The 25,891-nt window shown below is 60.9% G+C and carries 23 protein-coding genes; 6 read left to right on the top strand and 17 right to left on the bottom strand.

What is annotated here, in order from left to right; translation table 11 throughout:
• Nucleotides 1-13: 13 nt before the first annotated feature.
• The 5 genes from hflX (at nt 14) to B5G09_RS06780 (ending at nt 5,685) form a co-directional block, all read left to right on the top strand.
• Nucleotides 14-1,231 (top strand): GTPase HflX, encoded by a 1,218-nt coding sequence (gene hflX / locus B5G09_RS06760; RefSeq protein WP_087404574.1) that lies wholly within the window; start codon nt 14-16, stop codon nt 1,229-1,231.
• Between the two features lie 18 nt (nt 1,232-1,249).
• On the top strand, nt 1,250-1,906 hold the full coding sequence (gene upp / locus B5G09_RS06765) for a uracil phosphoribosyltransferase (RefSeq protein ID WP_087311109.1): 657 nt from the start codon (nt 1,250-1,252) through the stop codon (nt 1,904-1,906).
• Nucleotides 1,907-1,911: 5 nt separating this feature from the next.
• Entirely contained in the window at nt 1,912-3,753 is a 1,842-nt protein-coding gene (locus B5G09_RS06770; protein WP_087404575.1) for an LTA synthase family protein, read from the top strand.
• Nucleotides 3,754-3,831: 78 nt separating this feature from the next.
• Nucleotides 3,832-4,758, top strand: a complete 927-nt coding sequence (locus B5G09_RS06775; RefSeq protein WP_087404576.1) for a helix-turn-helix transcriptional regulator — start codon at nt 3,832-3,834, stop codon at nt 4,756-4,758.
• A gap of 21 nt (nt 4,759-4,779) precedes the next feature.
• Nucleotides 4,780-5,685 (top strand): cation diffusion facilitator family transporter, encoded by a 906-nt coding sequence (locus tag B5G09_RS06780; RefSeq protein ID WP_087404577.1) that lies wholly within the window; start codon nt 4,780-4,782, stop codon nt 5,683-5,685.
• Nucleotides 5,686-6,067: 382 nt separating this feature from the next.
• On the opposite strand, the gene yidD is transcribed toward B5G09_RS06780, so the two are convergent.
• The 10 genes from yidD to B5G09_RS06830 form a co-directional block, all read right to left on the bottom strand.
• On the bottom strand, nt 6,068-6,328 hold the full coding sequence (gene yidD / locus B5G09_RS06785) for a membrane protein insertion efficiency factor YidD (protein WP_087311113.1): 261 nt from the start codon (nt 6,326-6,328) through the stop codon (nt 6,068-6,070).
• Nucleotides 6,285-6,653: a ribonuclease P protein component gene (locus tag B5G09_RS06790; protein ID WP_087311114.1), complete on the bottom strand. Its 369-nt coding sequence runs from the start codon at nt 6,651-6,653 to the stop codon at nt 6,285-6,287. The genes yidD and B5G09_RS06790 overlap by 44 nt, the downstream gene beginning before the upstream one ends.
• A gap of 67 nt (nt 6,654-6,720) precedes the next feature.
• On the bottom strand, nt 6,721-7,566 hold the full coding sequence (locus tag B5G09_RS06795) for a uroporphyrinogen-III synthase (protein WP_317125097.1): 846 nt from the start codon (nt 7,564-7,566) through the stop codon (nt 6,721-6,723).
• A gap of 52 nt (nt 7,567-7,618) precedes the next feature.
• Complete coding sequence (locus tag B5G09_RS06800) at nt 7,619-8,998, bottom strand: DUF4271 domain-containing protein (RefSeq protein WP_087404578.1); 1,380 nt, start codon at nt 8,996-8,998, stop codon at nt 7,619-7,621.
• On the bottom strand, nt 8,995-10,170 hold the full coding sequence (locus B5G09_RS06805) for a HAMP domain-containing sensor histidine kinase (protein WP_087404606.1): 1,176 nt from the start codon (nt 10,168-10,170) through the stop codon (nt 8,995-8,997). The genes B5G09_RS06800 and B5G09_RS06805 overlap by 4 nt, the downstream gene beginning before the upstream one ends.
• 28 nt (nt 10,171-10,198) lie before the next feature.
• Nucleotides 10,199-11,860 (bottom strand): S41 family peptidase, encoded by a 1,662-nt coding sequence (locus B5G09_RS06810; protein WP_087311116.1) that lies wholly within the window; start codon nt 11,858-11,860, stop codon nt 10,199-10,201.
• Nucleotides 11,853-12,335, bottom strand: coding sequence for a hypothetical protein (locus B5G09_RS06815; RefSeq protein ID WP_087311117.1), 483 nt, complete (start codon nt 12,333-12,335; stop codon nt 11,853-11,855). The genes B5G09_RS06810 and B5G09_RS06815 overlap by 8 nt, the downstream gene beginning before the upstream one ends.
• Before the next feature lie 18 nt (nt 12,336-12,353).
• The gene (locus B5G09_RS06820; RefSeq protein WP_204246463.1) at nt 12,354-13,220 is read right to left on the bottom strand and encodes a 4-hydroxy-3-methylbut-2-enyl diphosphate reductase; all 867 of its coding nucleotides are present in this window, start codon (nt 13,218-13,220) and stop codon (nt 12,354-12,356) included.
• Nucleotides 13,221-13,477: 257 nt separating this feature from the next.
• Nucleotides 13,478-14,200: a (d)CMP kinase gene (gene cmk, locus B5G09_RS06825; protein WP_087404579.1), complete on the bottom strand. Its 723-nt coding sequence runs from the start codon at nt 14,198-14,200 to the stop codon at nt 13,478-13,480.
• Nucleotides 14,187-14,864 carry a LysE family transporter gene (locus B5G09_RS06830; RefSeq protein WP_087404580.1) on the bottom strand — a complete coding sequence of 226 codons (678 nt, stop codon included), beginning with the start codon at nt 14,862-14,864 and terminating at the stop codon, nt 14,187-14,189. The genes cmk and B5G09_RS06830 overlap by 14 nt, the downstream gene beginning before the upstream one ends.
• A 198-nt stretch (nt 14,865-15,062) precedes the next feature.
• Here B5G09_RS06830 and B5G09_RS06835 point away from each other — a divergent pair, with 198 nt between their 5' ends.
• Nucleotides 15,063-15,368, top strand: a complete 306-nt coding sequence (locus tag B5G09_RS06835; protein WP_087404581.1) for a DUF3467 domain-containing protein — start codon at nt 15,063-15,065, stop codon at nt 15,366-15,368.
• 324 nt (nt 15,369-15,692) lie between these two features.
• Here the strand turns inward: B5G09_RS06835 and B5G09_RS06840 are convergent, their stop codons facing one another.
• From B5G09_RS06840 to B5G09_RS06870, 7 genes are all read right to left on the bottom strand, one after another.
• Nucleotides 15,693-16,982, bottom strand: a complete 1,290-nt coding sequence (locus B5G09_RS06840; protein ID WP_087404582.1) for a folylpolyglutamate synthase/dihydrofolate synthase family protein — start codon at nt 16,980-16,982, stop codon at nt 15,693-15,695.
• 14 nt (nt 16,983-16,996) lie between these two features.
• Nucleotides 16,997-18,586, bottom strand: a complete 1,590-nt coding sequence (lnt, locus tag B5G09_RS06845) for an apolipoprotein N-acyltransferase (RefSeq protein WP_087404583.1) — start codon at nt 18,584-18,586, stop codon at nt 16,997-16,999.
• Nucleotides 18,587-18,829: 243 nt separating this feature from the next.
• Nucleotides 18,830-19,240, bottom strand: coding sequence for an HmuY family protein (locus B5G09_RS06850; RefSeq protein WP_241147596.1), 411 nt, complete (start codon nt 19,238-19,240; stop codon nt 18,830-18,832).
• 11 nt (nt 19,241-19,251) lie between these two features.
• Nucleotides 19,252-20,799 carry a thiol protease gene (locus B5G09_RS06855; protein ID WP_241147597.1) on the bottom strand — a complete coding sequence of 516 codons (1,548 nt, stop codon included), beginning with the start codon at nt 20,797-20,799 and terminating at the stop codon, nt 19,252-19,254.
• On the bottom strand, nt 20,796-22,967 hold the full coding sequence (locus B5G09_RS06860) for a hypothetical protein (RefSeq protein ID WP_087404585.1): 2,172 nt from the start codon (nt 22,965-22,967) through the stop codon (nt 20,796-20,798). Before B5G09_RS06860 ends, B5G09_RS06855 begins: the two co-directional genes overlap by 4 nt.
• Nucleotides 22,968-22,996: 29 nt before the next feature.
• A complete protein-coding gene (locus tag B5G09_RS06865; protein ID WP_241147598.1) occupies nt 22,997-24,562 on the bottom strand; it encodes a DUF6850 family outer membrane beta-barrel protein in 1,566 nt (521 codons plus the stop codon).
• A gap of 113 nt (nt 24,563-24,675) precedes the next feature.
• Nucleotides 24,676-25,875 carry a DUF4876 domain-containing protein gene (locus B5G09_RS06870; protein WP_241147599.1) on the bottom strand — a complete coding sequence of 400 codons (1,200 nt, stop codon included), beginning with the start codon at nt 25,873-25,875 and terminating at the stop codon, nt 24,676-24,678.
• Nucleotides 25,876-25,891 lie beyond the last annotated feature (16 nt).

Consider the following 25,891-nt stretch of genomic DNA (forward strand, 5'->3'; position numbering starts at 1 on the left):
AGAGAAGAGACAAATGCCCCAGTCGAAACAGAAGGGGGCAAACGAAACAGAAACGGAGGACCTTCGTGAACGGGCGGTACTGGTTGCCGTGGTACGTGACAATCAGGATGCGCGCCAGACCGACGAATACCTCGACGAGCTGGAGTTTCTGGCCGAGACGGCCGATATTCGGGCCGTGAAACGCTTTACGCAGCGTCTGCCGCAGCCTTCGGCCCGCATCTACGTGGGGCCGGGCAAACTGGCCGAGATCGTCGAGTACTGCAAGGAGGAGGAGATCGACGTGGTGATTTTCGACGACGAACTGAGCCCGTCGCAGACGCGCAATATCGAAAAGGAGCTTCCGTGCCGGCTGCTGGACCGCACGCGTCTGATTCTGGACATCTTTCTGTCGCGGGCTCAGACGGCCTATGCCAAGACGCAGGTCCAGCTGGCCCACAACGAATACATGCTGCCGCGGTTGTCGGGACTGTGGACCCACCTCGAGCGGCAGCGGGGCGGTACGGGCACGCGCGGCGGTGCCGGTGAGCGAGAGATCGAGACCGACCGCCGAATCATCCGCAACCGCATCGCCAAGCTGAAGGAGGATCTGAAGAAGATCGACCGCCAGATGGCCGTCCAGCGTTCGAACCGCGGATCGCTGGTCCGGGTGGCGCTGGTGGGCTATACGAACGTCGGGAAGTCGACGCTGATGAATCTGATTTCGAAGAGCGACGTCTTTGCCGAGAACAAGCTCTTTGCGACCCTCGACACGACGGTCCGCAAGGTGGTCTTCGACAACCTGCCGTTCCTGCTTTCGGACACGGTGGGCTTCATCCGCAAGCTGCCTACCGAACTGATCGAATCGTTCAAGTCGACGTTGGACGAGGTTCGCGAGGCGGATCTGCTGGTCCACGTGGTGGACATTTCGCATCCGCAGTTCGAGGATCAGATCGCCGTGGTGAAGCAGACGCTGCAGGAGATCGGTGCCGGAGACAAGCCGGTTTATCTGGTCTTCAACAAGGTGGATGCCTACCGGTGGGTGGAGAAGGCCGAGGACGACCTGACGCCCGCCACGCGCGAGAACCTTTCGCTCGAGGATCTGAAGAAGAGTTGGATTGCGCGGGCCAATACGCCGTGCATCTTCCTCTCGGCGCTGCAGAAGATCAACCTGGAAAAATTCCGCTCGGATCTGTACGGGATGGTGCGAGAGATTCATGCCGGGCGTTATCCGTTCAACAATTTTCTCTATTGACAAACATCCCAAATCCCTATGACACTTCACGTACTTTCCCAACAGAACACGGTTCTGAACAAGTTTCTTTCGCAGATCCGCGACCGCGAGATCCAGAAGGACTCGATGCGATTCCGACGGAACATGGAACGGATCGGCGAGATCACGGCCTATGAGATTTCGAAGACGCTGAATTACCGTCCGCAGGTGGTTGAGACGCCGCTGGGCGAGGCCACGGTACAGGTGATCGACGACCAACTGGTCATTGCGACGATCCTGCGTGCGGGACTCCCCTACCACCAGGGCTTTCTGAACTATTTCGACGATGCGCAGAATGCCTTTGTATCGGCCTACCGCAAGAGCACGAAGGACGGGAAATTCACGGTAAAGGTCGAGTATATCTCGTGCGGAAGCCTCGAGGGGAAGACGCTGCTGCTGGTTGATCCGATGCTGGCGACGGGCTCGTCGCTGGTTCTGACCTACAATGCGCTGTGCGAGAAGGGCGGCGTACCGGCCTGCACACACGTGGCGTCGGTGATTGCCAGCGAGCAGGGTGTTGACTACGCAATGAAGCACATGCCTCACCAGAATACGACGATCTGGACGGCGGTGGTCGACGAGGAGCTGACCTCGCGTTCGTACATCGTTCCGGGCATCGGCGATGCCGGAGACCTGGCCTACGGCGAAAAGATCTGACGGTGATGAGGCGGAAGATCGGATTTGTTCTGGCGGTTTTTGCGGCCACGGTGGTGCTGATGGTGCTCCAGAAGCCGGTTTTCATGGCGTGGTACGCCGCGGAGGCGGCCGGAGCCGGTTTCGGGGGTTGGATGGCGGTGCTTTGGCACGGTCTTTCGCTTGATCTGACGGTGGCGGGCTACGTGACGGCCGTGCCGCTGCTGGTGATGCTCGCGTCGCTGTGGGTGCGTCTTCCGGAGCGGCTGTGGCGGGGAATCCTTACCGGGTATTTTGTGCTGGTGTCGGTCCTGACGGCGGTGATCTTTGCCGTGGACGTGGCCCTTTACGAACATTGGGGCTTCCGCCTCGATGCGACGATCCTGATCTACCTCTCCGATCCGAAGGAGGCGATGGCGAGTGTGGATTTCTGGCTCGGGGTGCGTCAGACGCTGCTGGCGGCCCTTTATGCCGCGCTGATGATCTGGCTCTACCGCCGCACGCTGCGGTTTTTCGACGGCCAGCGGGTCGGCTGGCGCACGGCTTCGGTCGGGAGTCTGGTGATACTGCTGTTGGCGGGCTTCGACTTTCTGGCGATCCGCGGCGGCATGGGGGCCTCGACGGCCAACGTCTCTAAGGTCTACTTCAGCTCGGATATGTTTCTGAATCATGCGGCGACGAATCCCGTCTTTTCGTTTCTTTCGAGCCTCGGCGACCGGAATACGGACTACGCCGCGGAGTACCCCTTCTACGACGAGCCGCAGCTCACGAAGCGCTTTGCGGCGCTGCGCGGAAATGCCCCCGGGGCCGAGGCGCCGGCCCGACGGGTGCTTACGACCTCACGGCCGAACGTGGTGCTGGTGATCCTGGAGAGTTTCGCCCGCACGGTGATGGACGAGCGGGTCGACGGCGAGCCGGTGATGCCGAACATGCAGCGGCTCAAGGAGGAGGGGCTCTGGTTCGAGAACTTCTTTGCCAACTCCTACCGCACGGACCGCGGCGAGGTGGCCCTTCTGAGCGGCTTCCCGGCGCAGACGCGCATGTCGATCATGAAACTCCCGGCCAAGAGCCACAACCTGCCTTCGATTGCCCGGACGATGTCCGGGGAGGGGTATGCGACGAGCTTCTCCTACGGCGGCGACCTGAACTTCACGAACCAGGCGTCGTACCTCTATGCCACGGGGTGGCAGGAGCTGGTCTGGCAGAAGGATCTGCACTTCGACCGCGAGGCGGCCGACTGGGGTTACGACGACGAGGTGATGTGCGACTGGTTTGCCGAGCGGGTGATCTCGCTCGACGAGGGCGGACGACCCTTCCTGGCGGCGCTTCTGACGCTGAGCAGCCATACGCCGTTCGATGTCCCCTACTCGAAGTTCGCCGATCCGGTGCTCAATGCGATGGCCTTCTCGGACGCCTGCGTGGGGCGGATGCTCGACCGCCTGAAGGCCTCGCCCGCCTGGCGGAACCTGCTGGTGGTGCTGGTTGCCGACCACGGTTACCCCTACCCGGCGACACTCTCCTACAACGAACCGCTGCGCCATCGGATCCCGATGATCTGGACGGGCGGAGCGGTGGCCGGTCCGCAGCGGATCGAGACCTACGCCTCGCAGATCGACCTGGCGGCGACGCTGCTCGGACAGCTGGGCCTTGCCCACACGGATTTCGACTACAGCAAGGATATTTTCGCGCCGGCGCCGCCGCGCAAGTTTGCCTACTATACGTTCAACGACGGCTTCGGGGTGGTGGATTCGCTGGGTGCCGCGGTGTGGGATGCCACGGGCGACCGTGTGGTGACGGAGACGAATCCCGAGCTGCTGGATGTCGGCCGCACGATGCTTCAGATGACCTATACGGATATCGGGCGGCGTTGAAAAATACCGCATGGTGGGTATTGCGGCATCTGGATTGCCGGATTAATTTTGCGGCAGAATGAAAAAATACCTGATTTTATGTATAAATCCGGAGGATATGGCGGTGATGACCGCATGTGTGACCTGGTTTGCGACCGTTATGCGGTGCTTCAGGTGATGAGCCGTTTCGGCATTGCGCTGGGCTTCGGGGACAAGAGCATTGCGGAGGTGTGTGCCGACAACCAGGTCGATACGGCGACCTTCCTGGCCGTTGTCAACCTGCTGATGAACCACGGCCTCGGGGAGAAGCTTGCTGACGGAATCTCGGTGCGGGCGCTGACCGACTACCTGCACAATTCGCACGGATATTTTCTGAATTTCCGCCTGCCGGCCATCCGCCGCAAGCTGATCGAGGCGGTCGACTGCGCGCAGAACGACGTTTCGTTTGCCATTCTGCGCTTTTTCGACGAGTACGTGGCCGAGGTCCAGCGGCACATGTCCTACGAGGAGCAGCGGGTCTTTCCCTACGTGGAGAAGCTGCTGGCCGGGGAGCGGAGCGCGGACTACTCGATGGAGATCTTCCGGCGCCACCACGACCAGGTCGACGCCAAACTGGGCGAACTGAAGAACATCATCATCAAGTACTACCCCTCGGGGAGCACAAACGAACTGAACGGTGTGCTGTTCGACATCTTCACTTGCGAACAGGAGCTGGCGTCGCACAACGCCGTCGAGGACGAGATCCTCGTTCCGGCCGTCGAGCGGCTGGCGGCCGAGGGGGTGGAGCCTCCGAAATCGGAGGCGCTGAGTGCCCGTGAGCGGGAGATTGTCGTCTGCGTGGTGAAGGGGTTGACGAACAAGCAGATCGCCGATGCGCTCTGCATTTCGGCCCATACGGTGATCACCCACCGGCGGAATATCGCCTCGAAGCTGCAGATCCACTCGGCGGCCGGTCTGACGATCTACGCCATCGTCAACAAGCTGGTCGAACTCTCGGAGATCAAGGATACCATCCCGGAAACATAACCTTTAAACGTACGGACAACCATGACACCCACTCAGAAAACTCATCATCACCATCACACCCACACGCTGACCTCGCTGAACCGGGCCTTTCTGTGGGGCATCTCGCTCAATGCGGGCTTTGTGATCATCGAATTTGCCGTCGGCCTCTTCTACGGGTCGATGGGGCTGTTATCGGACGCCGGTCACAACCTTTCGGATGTGGCGAGTCTGCTGCTGGCGATGCTGGCCTTCCGTCTGGCGCAGGTCCACGCCACGCCGCACTATACCTACGGCTACAAGAAGAGTACGGTGCTGATTTCGCTGCTCAACTCCGTGATCTTGCTCATTGCCGTCGGGATGATCATTGCCGAGAGTATCGGCCGGATGTTCCATCCCGCACCGGTCGAGGGCGGAGCGATCGCCTGGACGGCGGGTATCGGTGTCGTGGTCAACGGCTTCACGGCCTGGCTCTTCATGAAGGACAAGGACCGTGACCTGAATGTCAAGGGGGCCTACCTGCATATGGCGGCCGATGCGCTGGTTTCGATCGGGGTGCTTCTCTCGGGCGTGGTGATCTCGTGGACGGGATGGACGCTGATCGACCCGATTGTCGGACTGGCCGTGGCGTGTGTGATTGTCGCTTCGGTGTGGTCGCTGACGCGCGACAGCCTGCGTCTGTCGCTCGACGGTGTGCCCGAGGGGATCGACGTCGAACAGATCGGACAGCGCATGTCGACGGTCGAGGGGGTCCGGACGGTCCATCACATCCATGTCTGGGCCATCAGTACGACCGAGAATGCCCTGACGGCCCACGTCGTTGTGACGGACCTTGCGGCCCAGGAGCGGATCAAGCATGATTTGAAGCACCTGCTTTGCGAATTGGGTATCTCGCACGCGACGCTGGAGTTTGAGACCCCGGAGGAGTGTTGTTCCGATTTTTCGGACTGATTCCCGCCCGTCTGCCCGCCGCCCGCCGCTCCGGTCAATCCGTCCGGAGGGCCGACCGCATTCAATGGGGCTTCTGCCGGTTGAGACTGTCGAAGAGACGGACTCGGGCCGCCGTGACGCCGCGAATTACGCTCCGATCCTTTAAAAAGCGGATTTTTTGGCAATTCCGATCCGAATAGTTGGGGTCGGAATTGTTTGTTTGGGGCAGGGGCACGATCTTTGTGTTTGAAAGTGATGCAACAGGAATTCTGTAAGGGTGACGCAACTTCCCTTGGGACCGGCTCGGCGACGAGTCGGTCTTTTTTTACCCGGTTTTGTGCCGTGACGGGTGACGTCTCTTGCAGAGGGAGTAACGGTCCCTTTCCGATTGTCCGGCCGGCCGCTACGGCACGGGGTCATAGCCGCTGCCGCCCCAGGGATGACAGCGAGCCAGACGGCGGATGGTAAGCCAGAGCCCCTTCAGCGGACCGTACTTGCGCAGCGCTTCGAGGGCATATTGCGAGCAGGTGGGCGTGAAGCGGCACGACGGAGGGGTGAAGGGCGAAATGCAGAGCTGGTAGAAGCGCACGAGCACGATCAGCGGCAGGACGCCGATCCGCTTACAGACGTGCAGCAACCGTTTCCAGAATCCGGCGGACTGCATGGCTGATGGATTTGGCCGAGAGGACCTCTTTCGAGGAGTAGATCAGGGCGATGTCGAGGTTCAGCTCCCCACCTTCCGTGATGATCTGTTTCTGAAGGCGGTAGGCCTCTTTGGTCCGGCGGCGGAGGAGATTTCGCCTGTTGGCGCGTTTATGGAACTTCTTGGGGACCGAGAAGAGGATTTCGACGCTGCGTTCGGTGTCGGGCTCGGCGAACCAGACGTAGCGGAACGGGAAGATGAAGCCGCTCTCGCCGTCGTCGAAGAGTCGGCGCACCGCTCCCAGCGAGCGAAGTCTTTCGTTGCGGGGAAGCGAGTGCGTAGACATGTTTTTCGAAGTTTGGGCCTTCTCGGGAGTCAGCCGGTCGTCCGAGGGGGCTGACCCTTCGGAGCTGTTATTTTCGGGTTTCGGTCGTGGTACGGCGCACGCGGCTCTTCTTGGCGAGCTTGTGCTGCTGCGTACGGATGAACTCCTCCTTGCGTGCGTCGGTGACGAGTTCGACGGGCGAGATCTCTTCGCCCTTCTGGATCTTCTGGATGAGCAGATCGATCGCCTTGACCATCGAGGGTGCTACGGGCGTGGGGGCGTTTGCCAGCACGGTGAGTCCGGCCTCCAGGGCGGCTTTGAGCGTACCTTCGCCGAATACGGCGACGGCGGGCAGCCCCTCGTTTCCGAACTTTTCGACCAGGGCCTTGACATCCGAGGGGGAGTAGAGTGCCAGCAGGTCATACTCCTCCATCTTGACGGCCTCGAGATCGCTGGCGACCGTACGGGCCAGGATAACGGGATCGACGGCCAGCTTGAGTTTGGCGAGCGTTTCGGGGAGTTCGGGTTTGTGGGGTTCGCTCAGGGCGAGGAGGAACTTCTCCTCCTTGTGTTTGATGATCAGTTCGACGAGCGAGGTGAACGACCCGTCGGCGAACGAGATCTTTCGTTTTCGGTAAACGATGTACTTCTGGAGATAGAGGGCGACGGCCTCGGTCTGGCAGATGTACTTCATGGTTTCGGGGACGGTGATCCGGGCCTCTTCGCAGATGTGGAAGAAGCTGTCGACCGTGGTGCGGGAGGTGAAGATGACGGCGGTGTGATCGAGGATCTCGACACGCTGGGCACGGAACTCCTTCAGCGAGACACCTTCGACCCGGATGAAGGGTTTGTAGGCCACTTCGACCTGGTATTTCTGGGCCAGATCGTAGAACGGGGACTTTTCGATGACAGCAGGTTTGGGCTGCGAAACCAGTACGCTCTTTACTTTCAACGTTACGGATGTTTAGTTTTACCTTCGTCGTGTATCATCTTGCCGCCAGGAGCCATAAGAGGCTGATTGGGAAGACTTCCACGGTGCAAAGGTACAAAAACCAATGCAAAATCGAAATTTTTTTAGAAATAAAGAGGTTCAGGGATTCCCTGAGGTATAAAACGGCCGTAATGATCAACTCGACGGCTCCGAGGATGAACCAGGCACCGCCGGTGCCGCGGGGGCAGAGTGCGAAGAGGAGGAGCGTGGGGGAGGTGACGATGACGGCCAGCGCGAAATAGGTTCGGCGCAGCAGGGAGAGCTGTGCTGTGAAGGGCTGGGTGAGGGTGATGGCTCCGGTGATACGGATGATCGAGGATTGAAAGAGGATGATGACGGCCCAGAGCAGCGAGGCCGTCAGACTCAGCGCGAGGACGGCGGCATGGGACAGCGCGCGTCCGAATTCGGGGGGCATGAGCGTGTCGCCGTACTTGACGACGATGACACCCATGAAGAGCATGCCGATTGCGGCCGTCACGTTCAGGAAGCGGGAGAAGCCGTTTGCGCCGGGCTCTTCGGAGAGGCGTTCGCCGGCAGCCGAGTCTCGGGAGATGCGTTTCAGCAGGGTTCTCACGTCTCCCAGATTGCGATAGAGAAGCGTGGCATAGGTTGCGGCGAGCAGCAGCACGAAACTCTGGAAAACGGCATTGTCGGTGAATGAATCGCTGACGGGTCGTTCGATGCGTTCTGTCTGTACGATGTAGGATTGTGCGCCGAACAGGGCCTCCATGGTGGTGTCACGTCCGGGGAGTTGCGCGGAATTCGGGCGTGGAGTTCCGCTGGAGCTCCATCCGAAACGGACCGAATCGAGCTCCGAATAGTGAAAGGCCTCGGCTTCGTACGAGTAGGCGGGATCGGCCGCAAGGCTCAGCGAGTCGGACTTTGCCGCCAGCGAATCGGCCACGCTCCGCACCGACTCTTCGTCGGCGGTTTGAACCGCGGCTCCGGATGCTGCTTGAGCCTTTCCGGCCCCGTTTTCGGCTCTTGGCCGCACGGTCGCCGGTTTTTCGCCCGCGGCGTGCTGTCCCGTGGTCGCCGGTTTTCCGCTTGCGGCATTCCGTTCCGTCGATGCTGGTTTTCCGCTTGCGGCGTGCTGACCCGTGGCCGCCGGTTTTTCGCCCGCGGCGTGCTGTCCCGTGGTTGCCGGCTTACTCTTTACGGCATGTTGTCCCGCTGTCGAGGTTTTTTCGCTCGCGGCGTGCTGTCCCGTGGTCGCCGGCTTGCTCTTTACGGCATGTTGTCCCGCCGTCGAGGTTTTTTCGCTCGCGAGGTCCTGCTCCTCATCCCCGGCCTCCCGGAAGGTCTCCTTGACGGGCTCCGCCGTCGTATTCGGGACCCCGGTCACCACGATGCTATGTGCCCAATCCCGGCTCATGCGGCAAAGGTGCGTTTAAGGGTGATGCGGATGGTGGTTCCCTTGCCGATTTCGGAGTCGATCACGGCGATCTTACCCTGGTGATACTCCTCGACGATACGTCTCGAGAGCGACAGTCCGAGTCCCCAGCCGCGGGTTTTGGTGGTGAATCCGGGCTCGAAGATGCGTTTCCAGTTGCTTTTGGGGATTCCCTTTCCGGTATCCTTCACATCGATCATGACGTGTTTGTCGTCCGAAGAGATCCTGACGTCGATGGTGCCGTGTCCCTGCAGGGCGTCGAGCGAGTTTTTCATGAGGTTCTCGACCACCCACTCGAACAGGGCGGCATTGATGTTGGCCTGTACGGGGGCGATGGCCAGCCCGTTGTAGTCGAGGGTGACATTGCGGGGGATCCGCTTGCGGAAGTACATGACCGATTCTCCGACCACCTCGTTGATGTTCGCCGGGGTGAGCGGGGTTTCGGAGCCGATCTTCGAGAAGCGGTCGGTGATCTTCATCAGATGGGTGAGGTCCTTGTTCATCTCTTCGACGGCCGCCTGGTCGATATTCTGCGAGCGGAGATACTCGATCCATCCGAGCAGCGAGGAGGTCGGAGTGCCCAGCTGGTGGGCGGTCTCCTTGGCCAGACCGATCCAGACGCGGTTCTGCTCGTCGTGCTTCGACGAGCGGAAGGCAATGAATCCCAGGGTGATGAACGCCGCGATGACGATGATCTGAATATAGGGAAAGTAGTAGAGCGACTTGAGCAGGGCCGATTTTCCGTAGAAGATCAGGTGGTAGTGTTCCGACGAGAATCGGAACCGCACGGGAATGGGCTGGTTTTCGGACATGAACTTGTCGATCTGCCTGCGGAGCCGATCGGGGTGGTCGATGATCTTGTCGGGGATCAGGTGGGAGTTGATGACCTCGAGGTTTTCGTCGGTGATGATGAACGGAATGTTGTTTCCGGTGGACATGATATCGGCGACCAGGGGGTCCTGAATGGTTCCCATCATATCGCGGCTGACGCGCTCCATGGCGTGGGCCCAGAGGGCCACGTCGTGCTGCTCCTTACCCTTGAGTTTGCGGGCCATTTCGTTGGTGTAGAGCAGCGACACGGCGCCGAGCGCCACGCCGACGATGATGACGACGACGCGGTTTCGGAACGAGAATTTGTGCGCATGGATTTTCATGGCCGGCGGCATTTATCGGAACTGCGGACTATTTGCGGGCGGTATCCTGACTGGTCGTGATCCGGGCATACTCTTCGGGGGCGCCGAGCACCTCGAGGGCGCGTTTGACTTCGGGATCGTCTCCGAGCGAGTGTTCGATCACGCCGGCCTGATAGCCGTGGCGCAGGACGATGTCGTTGTTGATGGCATCGACGATCTGTTCGCGATAGGTTTCGAGATTGGTCTGGGTGTCGTCCTTGAGTTCGGCCTCGAGTTTTTCGAAGCGCTCTTCGAGATCGGTGAACCGGTCCTCCTCGGCCGCCTTCTTCAGGGCTTTGATTGCCCGGCGGGTATCCGATTCATAGGGGACCTTCTTGTCCTTCATGAAGGCCTCGAAATCGGCATAGTCGGCATCGGTGATCGAGAACGAGCGGATGTCGATCTGCTTGCCGGGGTTCCGGCGGGTGTATTCGTCCCCGAAGTCCTCGATGAATCCCAGGGCATAGAGCGTTACGGCGAAGCGGGAGATGTATTCGGGTTCGGTGCGGATGTCGGGCATGATTCCGCCGCCGTCATAGACCTTCCGGCCGGCGCGGGTCGAGAATTCGGAGATCAGCGAGTCGGGCACCGTGCGCACGCTCCCCTCCTGCGAGTGGGAGTAGTCGATGGCCTGGATGCAGCGCCCCGAGGGGATGTAGTACTTGGCGGTGGTGAGCTTGAGCATGGTGTTGTAACCCAGGGGGCGGGTTGTCTGGACGAGCCCCTTTCCGAAGCTGCGCTGGCCGATCAGGACGGCTCGGTCGAGATCCTGCAGGGCCCCTGATACGATCTCGGCAGCTGAGGCCGTGTTGCCGTTGATCAGTACGACGAGGGGCAGATCGGGCAGAATGGGTTCCGTCTCGGTGCGGAAGGCCTGCTTTGAATTCTCCGAGCGGCCCTTCGTGCTGACGACCTCCGTTCCCTTGGGGACGAACATGCCGAGGATCTTGACGGCCTCCTGCATGATACCTCCGCCGTTCGAGCGGTAGTCCAGCACGAGCCCCTTCAGCTCGCCCTCCCGGCGCAGACGCTCCAGGGCGGCGCGCATCTCCTCGTAACATCCTTCGGTGAAGTCGCTGTGGCGGATGTAGGCGATGCCGTCGGCGATCCACCCGGCATAGGGGACTCCGGGGATGGCGATGCGCTGGCGGCGGATGCTCTGGGTCTCCTGCGTGCCGTCGAGGTGTTCGACCGTCACGCGGACCTTGCTGCCGGGCTGTCCCTTCAGCCGGTCGGAGACCTGTTGCGTGGTCAAGCCTCGGGCATCCTTTCCGTCGATGGCGAGGATCTTGTCACCGATGCGCAGACCGGCCAGATCGGCGGGCGAACCCTCGTAGGGTTGTGCGATGCGGACGTAATCCTCCTTCTGGCGGATCAGGGCGCCGATGCCGCCGTACTTGCCGGTCGTGAGCAGTTCGAAGTCCTGCATGTTCTTTTCGGGGATGTACTCCGTGTAGGGGTCCAGATCGCTGACCATGCCGGCGGCGGCCCCCTCCATCAGACGGTCGGGGTCGATCGGATCGACGTAGTTGAGCGAGAGTTCACGCATCATGTTGACGGTGATCTCCATGTTGCGGCCGAGCCCGAAGTCGTTTCGGGCGGCGAAGACGGTGACGGCAGCCGCAGCCACGACGGCGGCTGCGACGGTCCAACGGCGGTATTTTCTATTCATTCTTTTCATCGTGACGAATCATCTGCATGTAGGAGTCGAGGCGGTACTGGACGCGGGCCACGCCGCGGCGGTTACCCTCGATGCGGATCCATTGTCCATATTGTGATACTTTCAGTTCGTCCTCGCCGAGCATGAGGAGTTTTTTGCCCCAGTTGTCGGCGCGGAAGGTCAATGTGCCCTCCTCTTCGCTGCGGAGCGAGAATCCTTCGGAACCAAAAGCGTTGAGGATTTGCTGCCGGTTTTCGTCGATGTCGCCCTCGACCTGGCGCGAGACGAATCCGAATTTGGGGTAGAAGGCGGCCAGGATGACGATTACCACGGGGAGCATCATGCCTCGCGGGGTGTGGAACATCACGTAGAAGGTGTCGCTCACCGAGAGCCGGGCCGTGCCGGCCAGACGGTTCAGATACATGATCGCCAGGCAGAGAACGCACAGGGCGCAGAAATATTTTAGCGAACGGATGAAGTATTTCATGGAAAAACTATTTATGATTCACTGAACTGTTCTTTTATCGATTGCATCGGCCACCTGCTGCATCAGCCACTTGGGGGTGGAGGTGGCGCCGCAGATTCCGACACTTCGGGCCCCCGCGAACCAACCGTTGTCGATCTCGGCGGGCTCTTCGACCACATGGGTCTTCGGGTTTGCGCGGCGGCAGACCTCGGAGAGAACCTTTCCGTTCGAGGACTTGCGGCCGCAGACGAAGATCACCACATCGAAGCGTGCGGCGAACTGCGTGAGATACTGCTCGCGGTTGGCGACCTGTCGGCAGATCGTGTCGTCGATGCGGACGTCTTCGGGGACTTTGGCGCGACGTTTCATCTCGGCGCCGAGCTCCTCGAAGAGGGCGATGCTCTGGGTGGTCTGCGAGAGGAAGTGGATCGGGCGCGCGAAGTCGATCTGCCGCAGATCTTCGGCTCGTTCGATGACGAGGATCGGTCCGTCGACCTGCCCCGTGAGACCGACGACTTCGGCGTGTCCACGCTTTCCGAGGATGACGACCTGTCCGCCGACGGGCAGCATCGCCTCGTAGGCCTGCTTGACTCTCCGCTGGAGCCGTGCCACGACGGGACACGTGGCATCGATGACGTGAATCCCCAACTTTCGTGCCCGTTCATAGGTTGTGGGGGGCTCGCCGTGGGCTCGGATCAGCAGCCGGCCGCCGGCAATCCCCTCCATCCGGTCGTGGGTCACGGTGTGAAGCCCCAGCTCCTCGAGGCGCTGGACCTCGATGCGGTTGTGGACGATATCTCCGAGCGAGTAGACCGTCCCGCCTTCCGCCAGGGCCTCCTCGGCCTGCGAGATGGCCCGGACCACGCCGAAGCAGAATCCCGATTTGTCGTCTATCTCGATATGCATAAGTCCAATTTTAGTTATTTCGACTCTTCGCGTTGTCCTGAGGCACCTGCCCGTTCGGATCTCGCCTTGCGTTTGGTTCTCTCTTTCCGTCCGGCTTCTTTCCGTCCGGCCTCTCCAGTGCGCCCCTCTCCAGTGCGCCCCTCTCCTTACGCTCGAGCCCTTCTCTTCCTCTCTTCTCTCTTCTCTGCCCCCCCCCTGCTCGGTTTTCTCCATCCGCAGGTCCTTGCTTCACCCGTTTCGGGGCTTCGGAGCCGATTCTACCGATCCGGGTGCTGTCCGGTCACCCGGGCAAAACGGTCGAGGAACCATGTCATCTGTTCGTCGACGGTCATGTGGCTGTTGTCCAGTACGATGGCATCCTCGGCTTGACGCAGGGGCGAGACGGCGCGGCTCATGTCGGCCTTGTCGCGTTCGCGGACGTTACGCTCGATCTCCTCGAGCGAAACCTCCATTCCCTTTTCGCGCAACTCCTTGTAACGGCGTTCGGCCCGCACCTTGGGGTCGGCCGTCATGAAGAGTTTCAGTTCGGCGTCGGGGAAGACGACCGTTCCGATATCGCGTCCGTCCATCACCACTCCGCGCCGGCGCCCCATCTCCTGCTGCATGGCCACCAGCTTGTGGCGCACTTCGGGAATGGCGCTGACCTGGCTGACGCAGTTCGAGACCTCGATCGTTCGGATCTTTCCCTCGACCAGATCGCCGTTGACGTAGATGTCGCTGGCTCCGCGCTGGGGGTTGAAGCGGAATGTGATCGAGATTTCGCCGAGGAGTTTGACGACGGCCTCTTCGTCGACCATTCCCGAGCGGATGGCGCCGTGTTCCAGCGCGTAGAGCGTCACGGCGCGGTACATGGCGCCGGTGTCGATGAAGATGTAGCCCAGCCGTGCGGCAATGGCCTTTGCGAAGGTGCTTTTGCCGCAGGAGGAGTATCCGTCGACGGCGATTATGATTTTGGGATTTGTCTTTTTAGTGTCCGACATTTGGGAAGATATCAAAAAAGGTGGATAATATGGTGTAAATGCCGAGGATGCCGATGATGATACCGGCAACATGGTTGATCGTGAGCATGTGGCGGGGGCGGAATCTTCTCCGGAAGAGGTTGATCACGCAGGCCAGGAAGGTCCACCAGGTGGCGGCGCCGCAGAAGAATCCGGCGATGACGAACAGGGCGCGGAAGAATTCGCCGACGGTGTGGTCGGTCATTTCGCCGCTCGAGATTTTGAAGACGGCGAAGAAGGCGAGGATATAGGGGACGACCATGATGAAGTTGGCGATCGTCAGGCCGAATATCGATGCGAAGTCCTGCCAGAGGGAGCTTTTCCCGGCTCTGTTTCGGCGGATCTGGGGGACGGGGTTCTGGGCGAAGATGAAGACGCCGACGATGACGACGAAGATGCCGCCGATGACCCTGAGCAGGGTGTTGTACTGCTCGATCTGGGTTTGGAGCATCGAGTAGAAGAAGAGGGCAGCCATGGCCATGAAGGTGTCGGCGCAGGCGACTCCGATTCCGGAGACGATTCCCGACCGTCGGCTTTTGGAGAGGGTTCGCTGGATGCACAGCACGGCTACGGGGCCGACGGTGATGGAAGCCGCGACGCCCACGCAGATTCCGCGGAAGAGGGTTTCAACGATCTCGAATGCCATAATGCCCGGAGTGTGCAGGTTTGGATGACAAAGATACGAAAAAGGATCGTATCCGCGGCAACAAACGGGAAAAAAGGGTCCGGGAGTATGTTCCGGAGGTCGGGACTGTTGATAAAATATCGAAAACTTTTGGTCCGGGGGTTGTCCATCGAGGGCCGAAAGCGGTTAAATTTGCATAAACCAAATCTTTCGAAGGGAATGGCAGAGATGAAACAGTTTGGTATCGACCTTGAGTTGGACGATTCGGTGGCCCAGGGACACTATTCGAATCTGGCCATCATATCGCACTCCACCTCGGAGTTCATCATCGACTTTGCGACGGTGCTTCCGGGGGTAGCGAAGGCGCGGGTCAAGAGTCGCATTATCCTCACGCCGGAGCATGCCAAGCGGCTGCTTCGCTCGCTGCAGGACAACATCATCCGTTACGAGAGCAACGTGGGCAAGATTGAGATTCCGACCCCGACGCCGATTCCGGATACGGGTCCCAAAATGGGCCAGGCCTGATGCAAAAGAGCGGAACCTTGCGGGGTTTCGCTCTTTTTTGTCGGTTTGCGGGGGCGGGATTCTACGAGTCTGTTGGATTCTGCGAGTCAATTGCGGGAACGGGTTCAGCGAGTCAATTGCGGGGGCCGGATGCTGCGTGTCGGTTGCCGGGCCGGTTTTTCGTTGGAGATCTGCGACGGTCGCACCTGTTCGGCCGACTTCTTCGCCCGTCGGTTTCGTCCGCCCGCCGGCCTTTCCGCTCGCCGGCCTTTCCGCTCGCCCCTTCGTCCGCCCGCCGGTTTCTCTGTCTGCCGGCCTTTCCGCTCGCCCCTTCGCCCGCCGGGATCAGAGCACCTCGGCCACGACGTAGGTGCTTCCGCCGATGAAGATCATGTCTTCGGCCGAAGCCTGTTCGCGAGCCCGCTTCAGGGCCTCGCCCACCTCCCCGAAGGCTTCACCCTGTAACCCGTAGATGGCAGCCTTGGCAGCCAGTTCGGCGGCGGGAAGCGCCCTTTCGGAGCGGGCCTGTGTGAAGAGATAATGGGCTTCGCGCGGCAGCAGGGGCAGAATGTGGGCCAGATCCTTGTCGCGGACAAATCCGATGACGCAGTAGAGCTCTCTGTGGGGCGTCGAGCGGAGCTGCTCGGCCACCCAGGCGATTCCGTGGGCGTTGTGCCCCGTGTCGCAGATCGTCAGCGGGGCGTCGCCCAGCTTCTGCCAGCGGCCCATGAGCGAGGTGTTGGCAGCCGCATTGCGCAGACCCTCGAGATAGGCGCGGCGGGAGATCGTCAGCGGGGTCTCCTCGTGGAGGAAGTCGACGGCGGCCGAAGCCGTCACGATGTTGCGGACCTGGTATTCGCCCTTCAGATCGAGTTCGGCATCGAACTCCCGGTTGTCGCGTGTGCGGCGGAGCCGGAAGTGCTGGTAATCACCCTCTGTGTGGTGCTCCTCGCAGCGGAACTCCTTTTCGGCATAGATCACGCGCGACTTGTTGGCTGCTGCGATCTGTTCGAAGACCTCGTTGTAGCGGGGATCGGCTTCGCCGATGATCACCGGAATGCTCTTCTTGATGATTCCGGCCTTTTCGCGGGCGATCTTCGGGAGAGTGTCGCCCAACAGGGCGGTGTGTTCGAGGCCGATGTTGGTGATGACGCTCAGAATGGGGACGATGATGTTCGTGGCATCGAGCCGGCCGCCGAGGCCGGTTTCGATGATGGCGACCTCGACGTCGCTCTGTGCGAAGTAGTCGAAAGCCATGGCCGCGGTCATTTCGAAGAACGAGAGTTCGAGTTCAACCATCTTGTCATGATGCTTGTCGACGAAGTTGACGACCTTCTGTTTGGGGATCATCTCGCCGTCGACGCGGATGCGCTCGCGGAAGTCGACCAGATGGGGCGAGGTGAAGAGTCCGGTCCGGTATCCGGCCTGTTGGAGCACCGAGGCGATGATGTGTGCCACGGAGCCCTTGCCGTTCGTACCGGCCACATGGATGGTGAAGAAGTTCCGCTGGGGGTTTCCGATGTGTCGGCAGAATGCGGAGATCCGCTCCAATCCCGGCTTGTACCCCGTTGCGCCCTGGGTTTCGAAGGCGGGCAACGACTGAAAGAGGAATTCGAGAGTCTGGTTATAGTTCATGACAGCAAAATGAATTATTTCACAAGATGGTTTCGTCGCTTGACGCGGTAGGCTGCGAAATAGAGGAGGCAGAGCAGCAGCACATACTCCGAGATGCGGGCCACAAAGTCTCCGTAGCGGGTGTAGAAGGTCATCTGTGAGTTGAGGGTCACCTCCGCCGAGAGAGTGCCTCGTTCCTCCCACCCGAGCGTCTGTCCGACCTTTCCCGTGGGAGAGATGAAACCCGACTCTCCGGTGTTTGCCGAGCGTGCGATGGCCCTGCGGTGCTCGATGGCTCTCAGCCTCGAGATCGAGAAGAGCTGCCTGTAGCCGGGGGTATCGCCCCACCAGCCGTCGTTGGAGACGATGGCCATGAATTGGGCGCCGCGGCGGACGAAATCGCCGTAGAAGTCGCCGTAGAGACCCTCGTAACAGATGGCCGGGCCGACCCGGACGCCGTCATGCTCGAAGGCCGATCCGTGGGTTCCTTTTCCGATCTGCCCGACGACACCGCCCAGGTCGATGACCAGGAAACGCAAGACGTCGAAGACCCACGTCGGGGTGTTTTCGACGCCGATGACCAGCCGGCCTTTGTGGTGCAGTTGCATGCGGCCAGCGGAGTCGAGTCCCACGGCCGTGTTGAAGACATCGTAGTACCCGTTCGAGAAGCGGTCGCGGCGGGCGGTTTCGGTCTGTGCGCCGGGGGCGTAGCGGCGGATGGTGTTGGCGCCGGTGACGAGCAGGGCGTCGGGATGGTTGCGGCGCAGCGAATCGGTGAGTTGCAGCCAGAAGGCCCCGGCCTCGTCGCTGCTCCAGGGGAAGTCGCTCAGTGCGGGTTCGACGTAATATCCCGGGACGGCGGTTTCGGGCAGCAGGATGAACTGAGCGTCGTCGGGCACCTGTCCGAGCAGATCGAGAATATTCTGCTCCTGCCGTTCGGCGTCGCCGTGGAACTTGTCGTAACAGTCGACATTGGGCTGGATGATGCTGACGCGGACCGTTCCCTCGTCGGGTTGCTTCCATCCGGCGCTGACCGCCAGCGACACTCCCATCGGCAGGATCAGGGCTGCAGCCGCGGCGCTCCATTTGCGCGGGTTGCGGCGCTCCTTCCAGGCCTCGAAGAGGAGGATGTTGACCACCAGCACCCAGAGCGAACCGCCGAAGACACCGGTGTATTCGTACCATTGCACCATCCAGACCGCGTGCGAAAAGCCGTTTCCGAGGATGAGCCAGGGCCATGAGAAGTCGCCGACGGTGTACCAGTATTCGGTCGTGATCCAGGCCGTGACGAGCGTGACGTAGGCCAGGGCCTTGTGGGCACGCTTCGAGACGGTGTGGAAGAGCATGAAAGCGATCAGATTGAGGAACGTCGAGGCGACGGTAGCGGCCACGGGTCCGACGGGCGTTGCATACCAGATCCACCAGATGGTCAGTGCGTTCCACAGCACGAATGCCAGCGTGGCCCACCCCAACATCCGCCACCAGTCGCGGCGGGATGCGCTCAGCGAATCGCTGATCCAGAGCAGGGGTACGAGTCCGGCGAAGAGCGTGAAGCCCGTGGCGCCGAGCCATCCCGGAGCGAGGAAGATGGCCGAATAGATTACCGCTGCAAATCTGCGCAACATCAGGGGGTGGTTTTATGGCGCAAAAGTAGTCAAATGCCGTCATATTTCAAAATATTTTCGTGATTTGGCCGTGCGGGAGCCGAGTGGACCGAGGGCGCCGGGATGCGGGACGGTCGGTTGTTTGCGGGGGCAGTCGGCGACCGGTGTCGGACCGGCCTTTTCCGGCCGGCGGGACAGCCTGTGAAAAGGGACGTCTGCCGACGGGCAAACGTCCCTTTTTCGGGTGAGTTCGGTGCGGGGAGGTCAGTGCCGTATGATGCGGTCGTCCGTGTCGACCGTATATCCGTCGGTCGGGGCCTCGTCCAGGGCGTTGAAGCTCTTGTTGGTCACCGGCTGAATACCGCCGTTGCCCGTACCGGAGGTTCCGCTGTTGGTGCGGATCAGCTCGCCGCAGAGGGCGAAATCCCAATCGGTGCGGGCCTTCCAGGCGGCATCCTGCTCCTCGTCGCCCAGCGGGCTTGAGCCCACGACCTTGCCCTGTTCGAGCGAGACGTAGACCCACGTCTGGTCGTTGAGTCCTTCGATGGTGAGGCTTTCGACGCGGGCGGGTTCGGCGGGTGTACCCGGCGTATTGCTGTTGTCCTGCGAGCAGGCTCCCAGCCACAGACAGCCGGCCAGAGCCATTTGCGCGATGATCCTGTGTCGTGTATTCATACGCATGCGATTTAATCCGATAAGCTGTTCAGGTTTCGGGATCCGTCGTGCTGATAGAGGTAACGGATCGTCAGGCGGCCGCTGCCCGCATCGTAGTCCGTGACGGAGAACTTGGCATACTTGCCGCTGGCCGTCCGCAGCACGTAGGGCGAGGTGAACGGCACGCCGAAGTTGTCAATCCACGATACGGCGGATGCCGAGGTGGTCTGCAGGGCGGTGGTGGCGATCGAGAAGAGGTTGGCGCCCATTTCGAGCGGAACGGGGTTCTCCAGTTCGCACGTGTAGGTCTGCGGACGGTCGGCATCGCGGGCATCGACAACCGAGAAGGCGTCGAGCGTACCGCTTCCGAGTTTGCCGATCTCCGAGCGGGTGACCGACAGGAAGTATTTCGGTTCGGCATAGCCGGCGTATCGGTCGGCGACCTCCGAGAAGTCGAAGGCCAGTTCGATCGTATTACCGTTGTCGACATATTCGCCCTGCATGGGGTGGTCACCGCCCTGGTTGATGGCGATGGGGGGCTGCACGGTTATGGTCGGGGTGACGGCGTAGGGTTTGTCGGCGACGCCCATCGTGAAGGCGAGGTCGTTGCGCGACGTGTAGGAGACCTTGACGCGGAAGATGACCTTCGGGGTATACTCCGTGCAGGAGCAGCCGGTGAATTCGTGGCTCAGCACCGAGGGGCTCCGATCGGTGAGGAAGAAGCAGTAGGGCAGATAGTACCGTCCGCGGTCGCCCCACCATTCGCCGTAGGAGTTCACGACGATGAAGGCGCCGCGATGGGTCTGCTGCCCGTCATTGAATTCGACCGTGTCGTCATATCCGACGATGGTCATGGCGTGGGCTCCGTCCGTGGCCAGCTTGGTGAGCAGGTAGTTGTACCCGGTCTGCGAGGGGCCGGAGTAGTCGGTGTCGAAGGTCCAGCCGTTGGCCAGGGCCGAATAGGTGAGGATACCGCCGTGGGGGCTTCCGTTTCCGGCGTCGTAGAGGTAACGGCGGGCCAGATCGATGCCCTCCTGGGTGGTGGCGTCGATAGTGAAGATCTCCTTCACGCGGTTGTGCATGGCGCGGATGTACTTGTCATATCCCGAGGCCCAGATGTAGCCGGAGATGAACGTCGGATCGGGGAAGTCGGCCAGGGACATGGCACCCTGTTGTTTGGCGATGTTGAGGCCCTGTTCGGCGAATCCGCCCTGGTCGATGCCTTCGTTGAGGAAGTTCCAGGTGAAGAAGTAGCTGTATGTGTTCTCGTCGGAGGCCCGGGCGTCGAGATCGCGCACCCGGTTCATCTCGTAGGTGAACAGGTAGCGGATGCCCGACGACTGGGCGCACGAACCTCCCTGCTGGTTGAACACTTTGGGGAAGAACTTGAGCGTCGAGTTGTCGACGCTTGCGGGGAGTTGCACCGGGTCGGGCGTCGAGGGGGTCCAGGCGCTGGAGCGACGGATCCTCAGCACCTCTTCGGTGGGTGTCGGCACCGCATAGCTTTTGCGATAGGGCTGGGCCGCGACGGGCAGGATGACGGCGGCGAGCAGCCCTGCGAGCAGCAGACGTTTCATCATTTCAGCCGGTTAAAGGTTTTCAGAGCCTCGTTGCGGACTTCGGGAGCGAGCTTCTCGTCGCGGCTCATTTCGAGGGCCGTGTCGGCGATCATCTGCCGGTTGACCGAGAGGGTGAACCATCCGAAGGCTTCGAGCATGGCCTGTTGCACGTCGGGGTCGTCACACGAGCGCATGTACTCGAGCAGCTGCGGCACGAGGAAGTGGATGTGGTAGTTCCGCATCGAACGGATCTCCTGCAGACGGCTCTTTTTCGAGCAGTCGGGGCTCATGATCTTCTGCATGGGGGCGATCCAGCGGTTGGCGTTGACCTCGATGGCGTGGCGGATCTGGTCGTGGACGTTCCGGGCATCGAGGTAGTTTGTCTGCGGGAACTGGCGTTCGAACTCATTGAGGAGTTTCTTCTCTTCGAACATGGGCATGGCCTGTTTGAGGGCGAATTCGACGCGTTCGGAGGTGTTGTTGCGGATCGAGGCGGCGATCATGGCGGGGATAAGCCGCTCGTCGCCGCTGCGGGCGAGGACGTTGGCGGCGAAACGCTCGACCATTTCGTAGCTGTCGGTCATACCGAGCGAGACGGCCTCGATGAAGGCGTCGTCGCGGCACTCCGAGAGGTTGATGAAGCTCTGCATGCGCAGCTGATGGCTGGGGCTTTCGCGGAAGATGCGCAGCAATTCCTGCGAGGAGAGTTCACCGCGGCGGAAGAGTTTTTCGACGGCCAGGGCCTGCAGGGCGGGGTAACGTTCCTCGCGGAGCATGCGGCGCCACGTGGAGGTCTTGTCGTCGCGCAGCAGACGGTTGACATCGATCTTCGGGTCGGCCGATGCGAATGTGAAGGTCGGGTCGCCTATGATGTGCTGTTCGAGATAGGGGGCGTACTTGACCAGATTGCCGACGTTCATGCCCAGACCGAGCAGTCCGACATAGCGGTCGATCCACTTGTCCTGCAGAACGTTGACCGAATTGGCCAGGACGGCGACGGTTTGACCCGGGCCGAAGATATAGGCGTTGGCGATGCTGTTGTCGCGGTGGAACGATCCGTTGAAGCAGGCGTCGAGCGACACGACGCGGCAGCCGGGGTCATAGTTGTCGAAATCCTCGAGATAGAGGTCCAGATCGCTCAGATAGATCGAGTCCCGGGCGCGCAGCGAGGCATCGTCCGCTCCGTCGAACCACGCGTCGGGGAACTCGCCGTAGCGGCGTGCGATGCGGGCGCGGGCGCTGTCGGCCGGGATGTCGTGTGCGGCGGCGTGGCGCATCGATTCGCGCAGATAGAGTTTGATCTGTTCGATCTGCTCGCGGGTGTTGTTGGTTTTGGGCAGGTCGTTCAGGTACTCCGTATTCCAGTCTCCGTGATGGTGGAGGACGGCGTAGTCGAGGTCGCGGCGGCGCATTTCGTTTTTCAGACGCGACTTGATGTGGACGTCGCGTTTGTGGTCGATGTAGCTGATACCGTTGCGCTGACGCTCGAGCCAGGGGAAGTGTTCGAGCAGGGTTGCCTTTTCGTCGATGCGGGCCACCATCGATTCGGAGATGAACCCGTTGCCGCTGAAGAAGAGGATCTGGTCGACGGGTTCGGGATGCAGCTTGGCCTGCACGACCTTTTCCAGATAATGGCGCAGCTTTTCATAACGGCTCGTGCCGTTGCAGTCCGTGGGGCGGATGCGACCCGAGTAGATGTCGGGACGGGTCTGCTGGGCGGATTCGGCCGTCAGCGAATAGTAGCAGCAGCCGGGGTGGATCGAGTCGGGGCCGATGGGTTCGAACCGGAGGCTGAAGTCATCGTAGAAGCGGTCCGACGGCACGGAGGATTCCCAGCGGTCGAAGGCCTCCTGATCCATCTTGAAGGCGCTGGTCAGATGCTGGGCGTCGCGGACCATGACGACCGGGATATCGCCGATCAGCACGGCTCCTTCGATCGGGGCCTCTTTCTGGGCGTGGAGGTCTCGGAGCAGATTCCGCAGCGAATCGGGTTGCGAGGTTCGGTCGATGACCAGATGGACCTTCAGACCGCTTGTTTCGATCTGGGCGATGTAGGCGTCGACCTGGGGACGCGCTTCGGCGTAGCTTTTTTCGTCGATGACGACGGCGAAACCACTGTGCGAGGCGGCAAGGAGCGGGGCCTGGCACAGAAGAAGCGCTGCGAGGAGCACTTTTTTCAGAAAATGCATGTTGTTAGTCGTGTTTGAGGTGTTGTGTTTCAGAAGAGGATTTCGGCGCCGAAGGTGAAGCAACGGCGGTCGGTGGCGTCGTACCGGTCGGTAAAGGTGTTGGCGCCCAGGTAGTATTTGAGGGCTGCGCGGGCAAACAGACCACCCCAGAGGTTGCCGAAGAGCCTCCGGTAGCGGATTTCGACGTTGCCGCCCATCCAGGTTCCGGTCATGTATTCGAACTGCGGGTCGGTGTATACCTCGCGCAGACGCTCCTGTACGGTTTGCGAGGCGTTGAGGGCGCTGCCGCCGGCTACGCCGAGTGTCGCCGTCAGCTGGTTGCGACCGAAGAAGAAGAACTTCGAGGCGGTGACGCCGCCCGTTATGCGGGTATATTTGCGGCTGTTTCCGTCGCCTTCGTAGTGGATGGTTTCCGACTGTTCGAGCCGTGCGCCGGCATCGAGCGAGAAACTGGGAGTCCCTTCGCGCAGCAGGTCGAAACGGTATTCACCCTGCAGGGTGGAGGCGGTTTCCCGGTTTTTGAGGCCCGAAGTCTGGATCTTGAATGCGAGCTGGTTGTTCTTTTCGGGATCGTAGTAGGCCGTCTGTTCGTACCAGATGCCCTCGACGGTCTTGTGCTGCCAGCCGATGATGAGGTTGTGGACGCGGCGTTCGTTTCCGAAGCGGATGCGGTCGCTGACCGAGAATCCCGTCCGCGAGTAGTCTCCGCCGAGGAAGGTGAACGTGGCTCCGCCGTCGCGGGCCTCTTCGCTGTTCGAGGCGTAGCGCACCTCGAGCAGGTTGGCGATGCCGCGTCCCGAATCCCAGGCCAGCTGCAGGGCCCCGGTATACTCCGTGCCGTTGTAGTCGCGCGGGTAGCTTTGGGACGTACCGGTCGAGATGGTGCTGTAGTCGCCCAGACCGTTGAACCGGAAGTAGACGTACGATTCGCGGGGATCGAGCACCGTGTGGGTGATCGATTCGCTCATGAGGTTGAACGATCCGGAGAGGCCCAGCGAGAATCCGGCGCCCAGTCCGTATTGGATACCGGGTGTGATGACGAAATGCATGCCGTCGGTTTTGGGACGAGGGTCGGTCTGATTGGCCGAACTTCCGGTATCGTAGTCGAGTTTGAGGGCGAGAGTCAGCCTGTCAAACGGATGGTAGGCCACGTTTCCCGAGAGCACAAAGCGCTGGGTGTTGAAGTCCGAAGGGATCGAATCGCCGAGGATGAACGGATTGTCGTCGGCAATCTGCAGGGTTGAGTTCCAACGCCGGGCGAACTCCTTTCCGTCGTCGTATCGGATGCTTCCGGCGCAGACGACCTTGTTGAAGCGCTGCCGGCCGGCCATTCCGACGCCGAAGTGTCCGGTTTTGGACGATTCGTCCAGGTCGTGGAAGTCGCCGCGTTCGAGCTTGTAATCGGCCTGGAAGTCGATCATATTGCTCAGGGGCGAGAACCACAGCGACGTAGGGTTGTGGCTTTCGGAGAAGAGGTTTCCGGAGCGTTCCAACTCCTTGTAGACGGGGAGTTGCACCTTCTCCTGAGCCCGGAGCGAGGCCCCGCCCGCAAGCACACACATCAGACACAGAACGCTGGTCGGGAATTTTTTCATGACAGTAGATCCGTTAGATAAGGTTTGTTTTGAACCGAAACGGCTCTGCCCTTGACGAGGGAGCCGTTTCGGTTGAGGAAGGGTCGTCCGCGGACGACGGCAGATGAGGGCCGTCAGTCGGCCTGCGTGGGCTCCTGACCGGGGGTCAGGGGCTGATCCGTCAGGAAGTCGTTCGACGAGTTGTTGGTATCCTGATAGTAGGCCCGGCCGTTTTCGATCTTGGTGACCTTGCGGCGGATGCACTTGCCGGAGAATCCGGTGACATAGGCCTTGCCCGCATCATCCTGCGCCATGAGCAGCTGAGCCTGTTCGGGTTCGGTGGCGTCCCAGATCTCGACGGCGTCGAGCAGATAGCTGCTCGGAATCATCAGGTTGCGCTGGCTTTTGGTCGTATTGGGTTCGACCATGTAGTTTTCGCTGTCGCTGGCATAGGCTTCGGGGGTGATGCCGTCGGGCAGTTTGGCCAGCAGGAAGGCGCCCTTCATGAATCCGGGATTGAGCTGACGCTGGGTGTTTTCGTTGAAGATGATGATCAGGTTGGCCGCATCGTAGTCGACGTCGGCGCTGGGGATGGAGACGTTCGGAATATAGACTTCCCAGTCGGCGCCCGAGAGATCGGCGCCCTGTTTGGCAGTCCAGTCGGTGGCGTCATTGGCCACGACGATGCTCTCACCGGGCTGCAGCGGATATTCGGTGCCCGAGCCGGGGAATGCCGCAGCCACGCCATAGACGGGATAGAGCGGGAAGACGGTCTCCCAGGGGTTGGTGGCGGTGGTCGACGGGGTGACCGAGGCGACGATCAGACCGTCGAGATACTGCACCTTGTCCGAGTTGTTGACAATCTCGAAATAGGTGTCCGTAATCGAGTATGCGGGGCTCGACGTCGAGTAGATAGCCTTGAACAACAGGGGCGATTCGTTGACTTCGGCCAGTTCGATCGTAGCGCTCTGATCGGCGAATACATCGGCCTGGGCGGCACCCGTGAAGGAGATTGTATTCGAATACTGGCCGGTAGCGGTGATGCGGTACTGGCCCGAGGAGACTTCGAAGGTGACGGAGTTTTCGCCGGCGGCGAGCTCTTCGGTATAGGTGAGTTCCTTGTCGGCGTTGACGGCCGTCACGGACATGGCGGGCAGGTCGGAGGTTTCGTATCCCGACGGAGCGGTCAGCGTGACCGTAAGGTTGAACTTGTTCGAACCGCTGCCACCGCCGGTTCCGTTATCATCGTTGTCGCTGCTGCTGCAGCCGGTCGCAAAGAGGGCTCCCGAGGCCAGGAGCAGGAGGGCCTTAGCCCTCAGATTCATCGTTTTCATCGTCTTTCTATTTTAA

This window comes from Alistipes sp. An54 (assembly GCF_002159375.1).
Taxonomy (GTDB): domain Bacteria; phylum Bacteroidota; class Bacteroidia; order Bacteroidales; family Rikenellaceae; genus Alistipes; species Alistipes megaguti.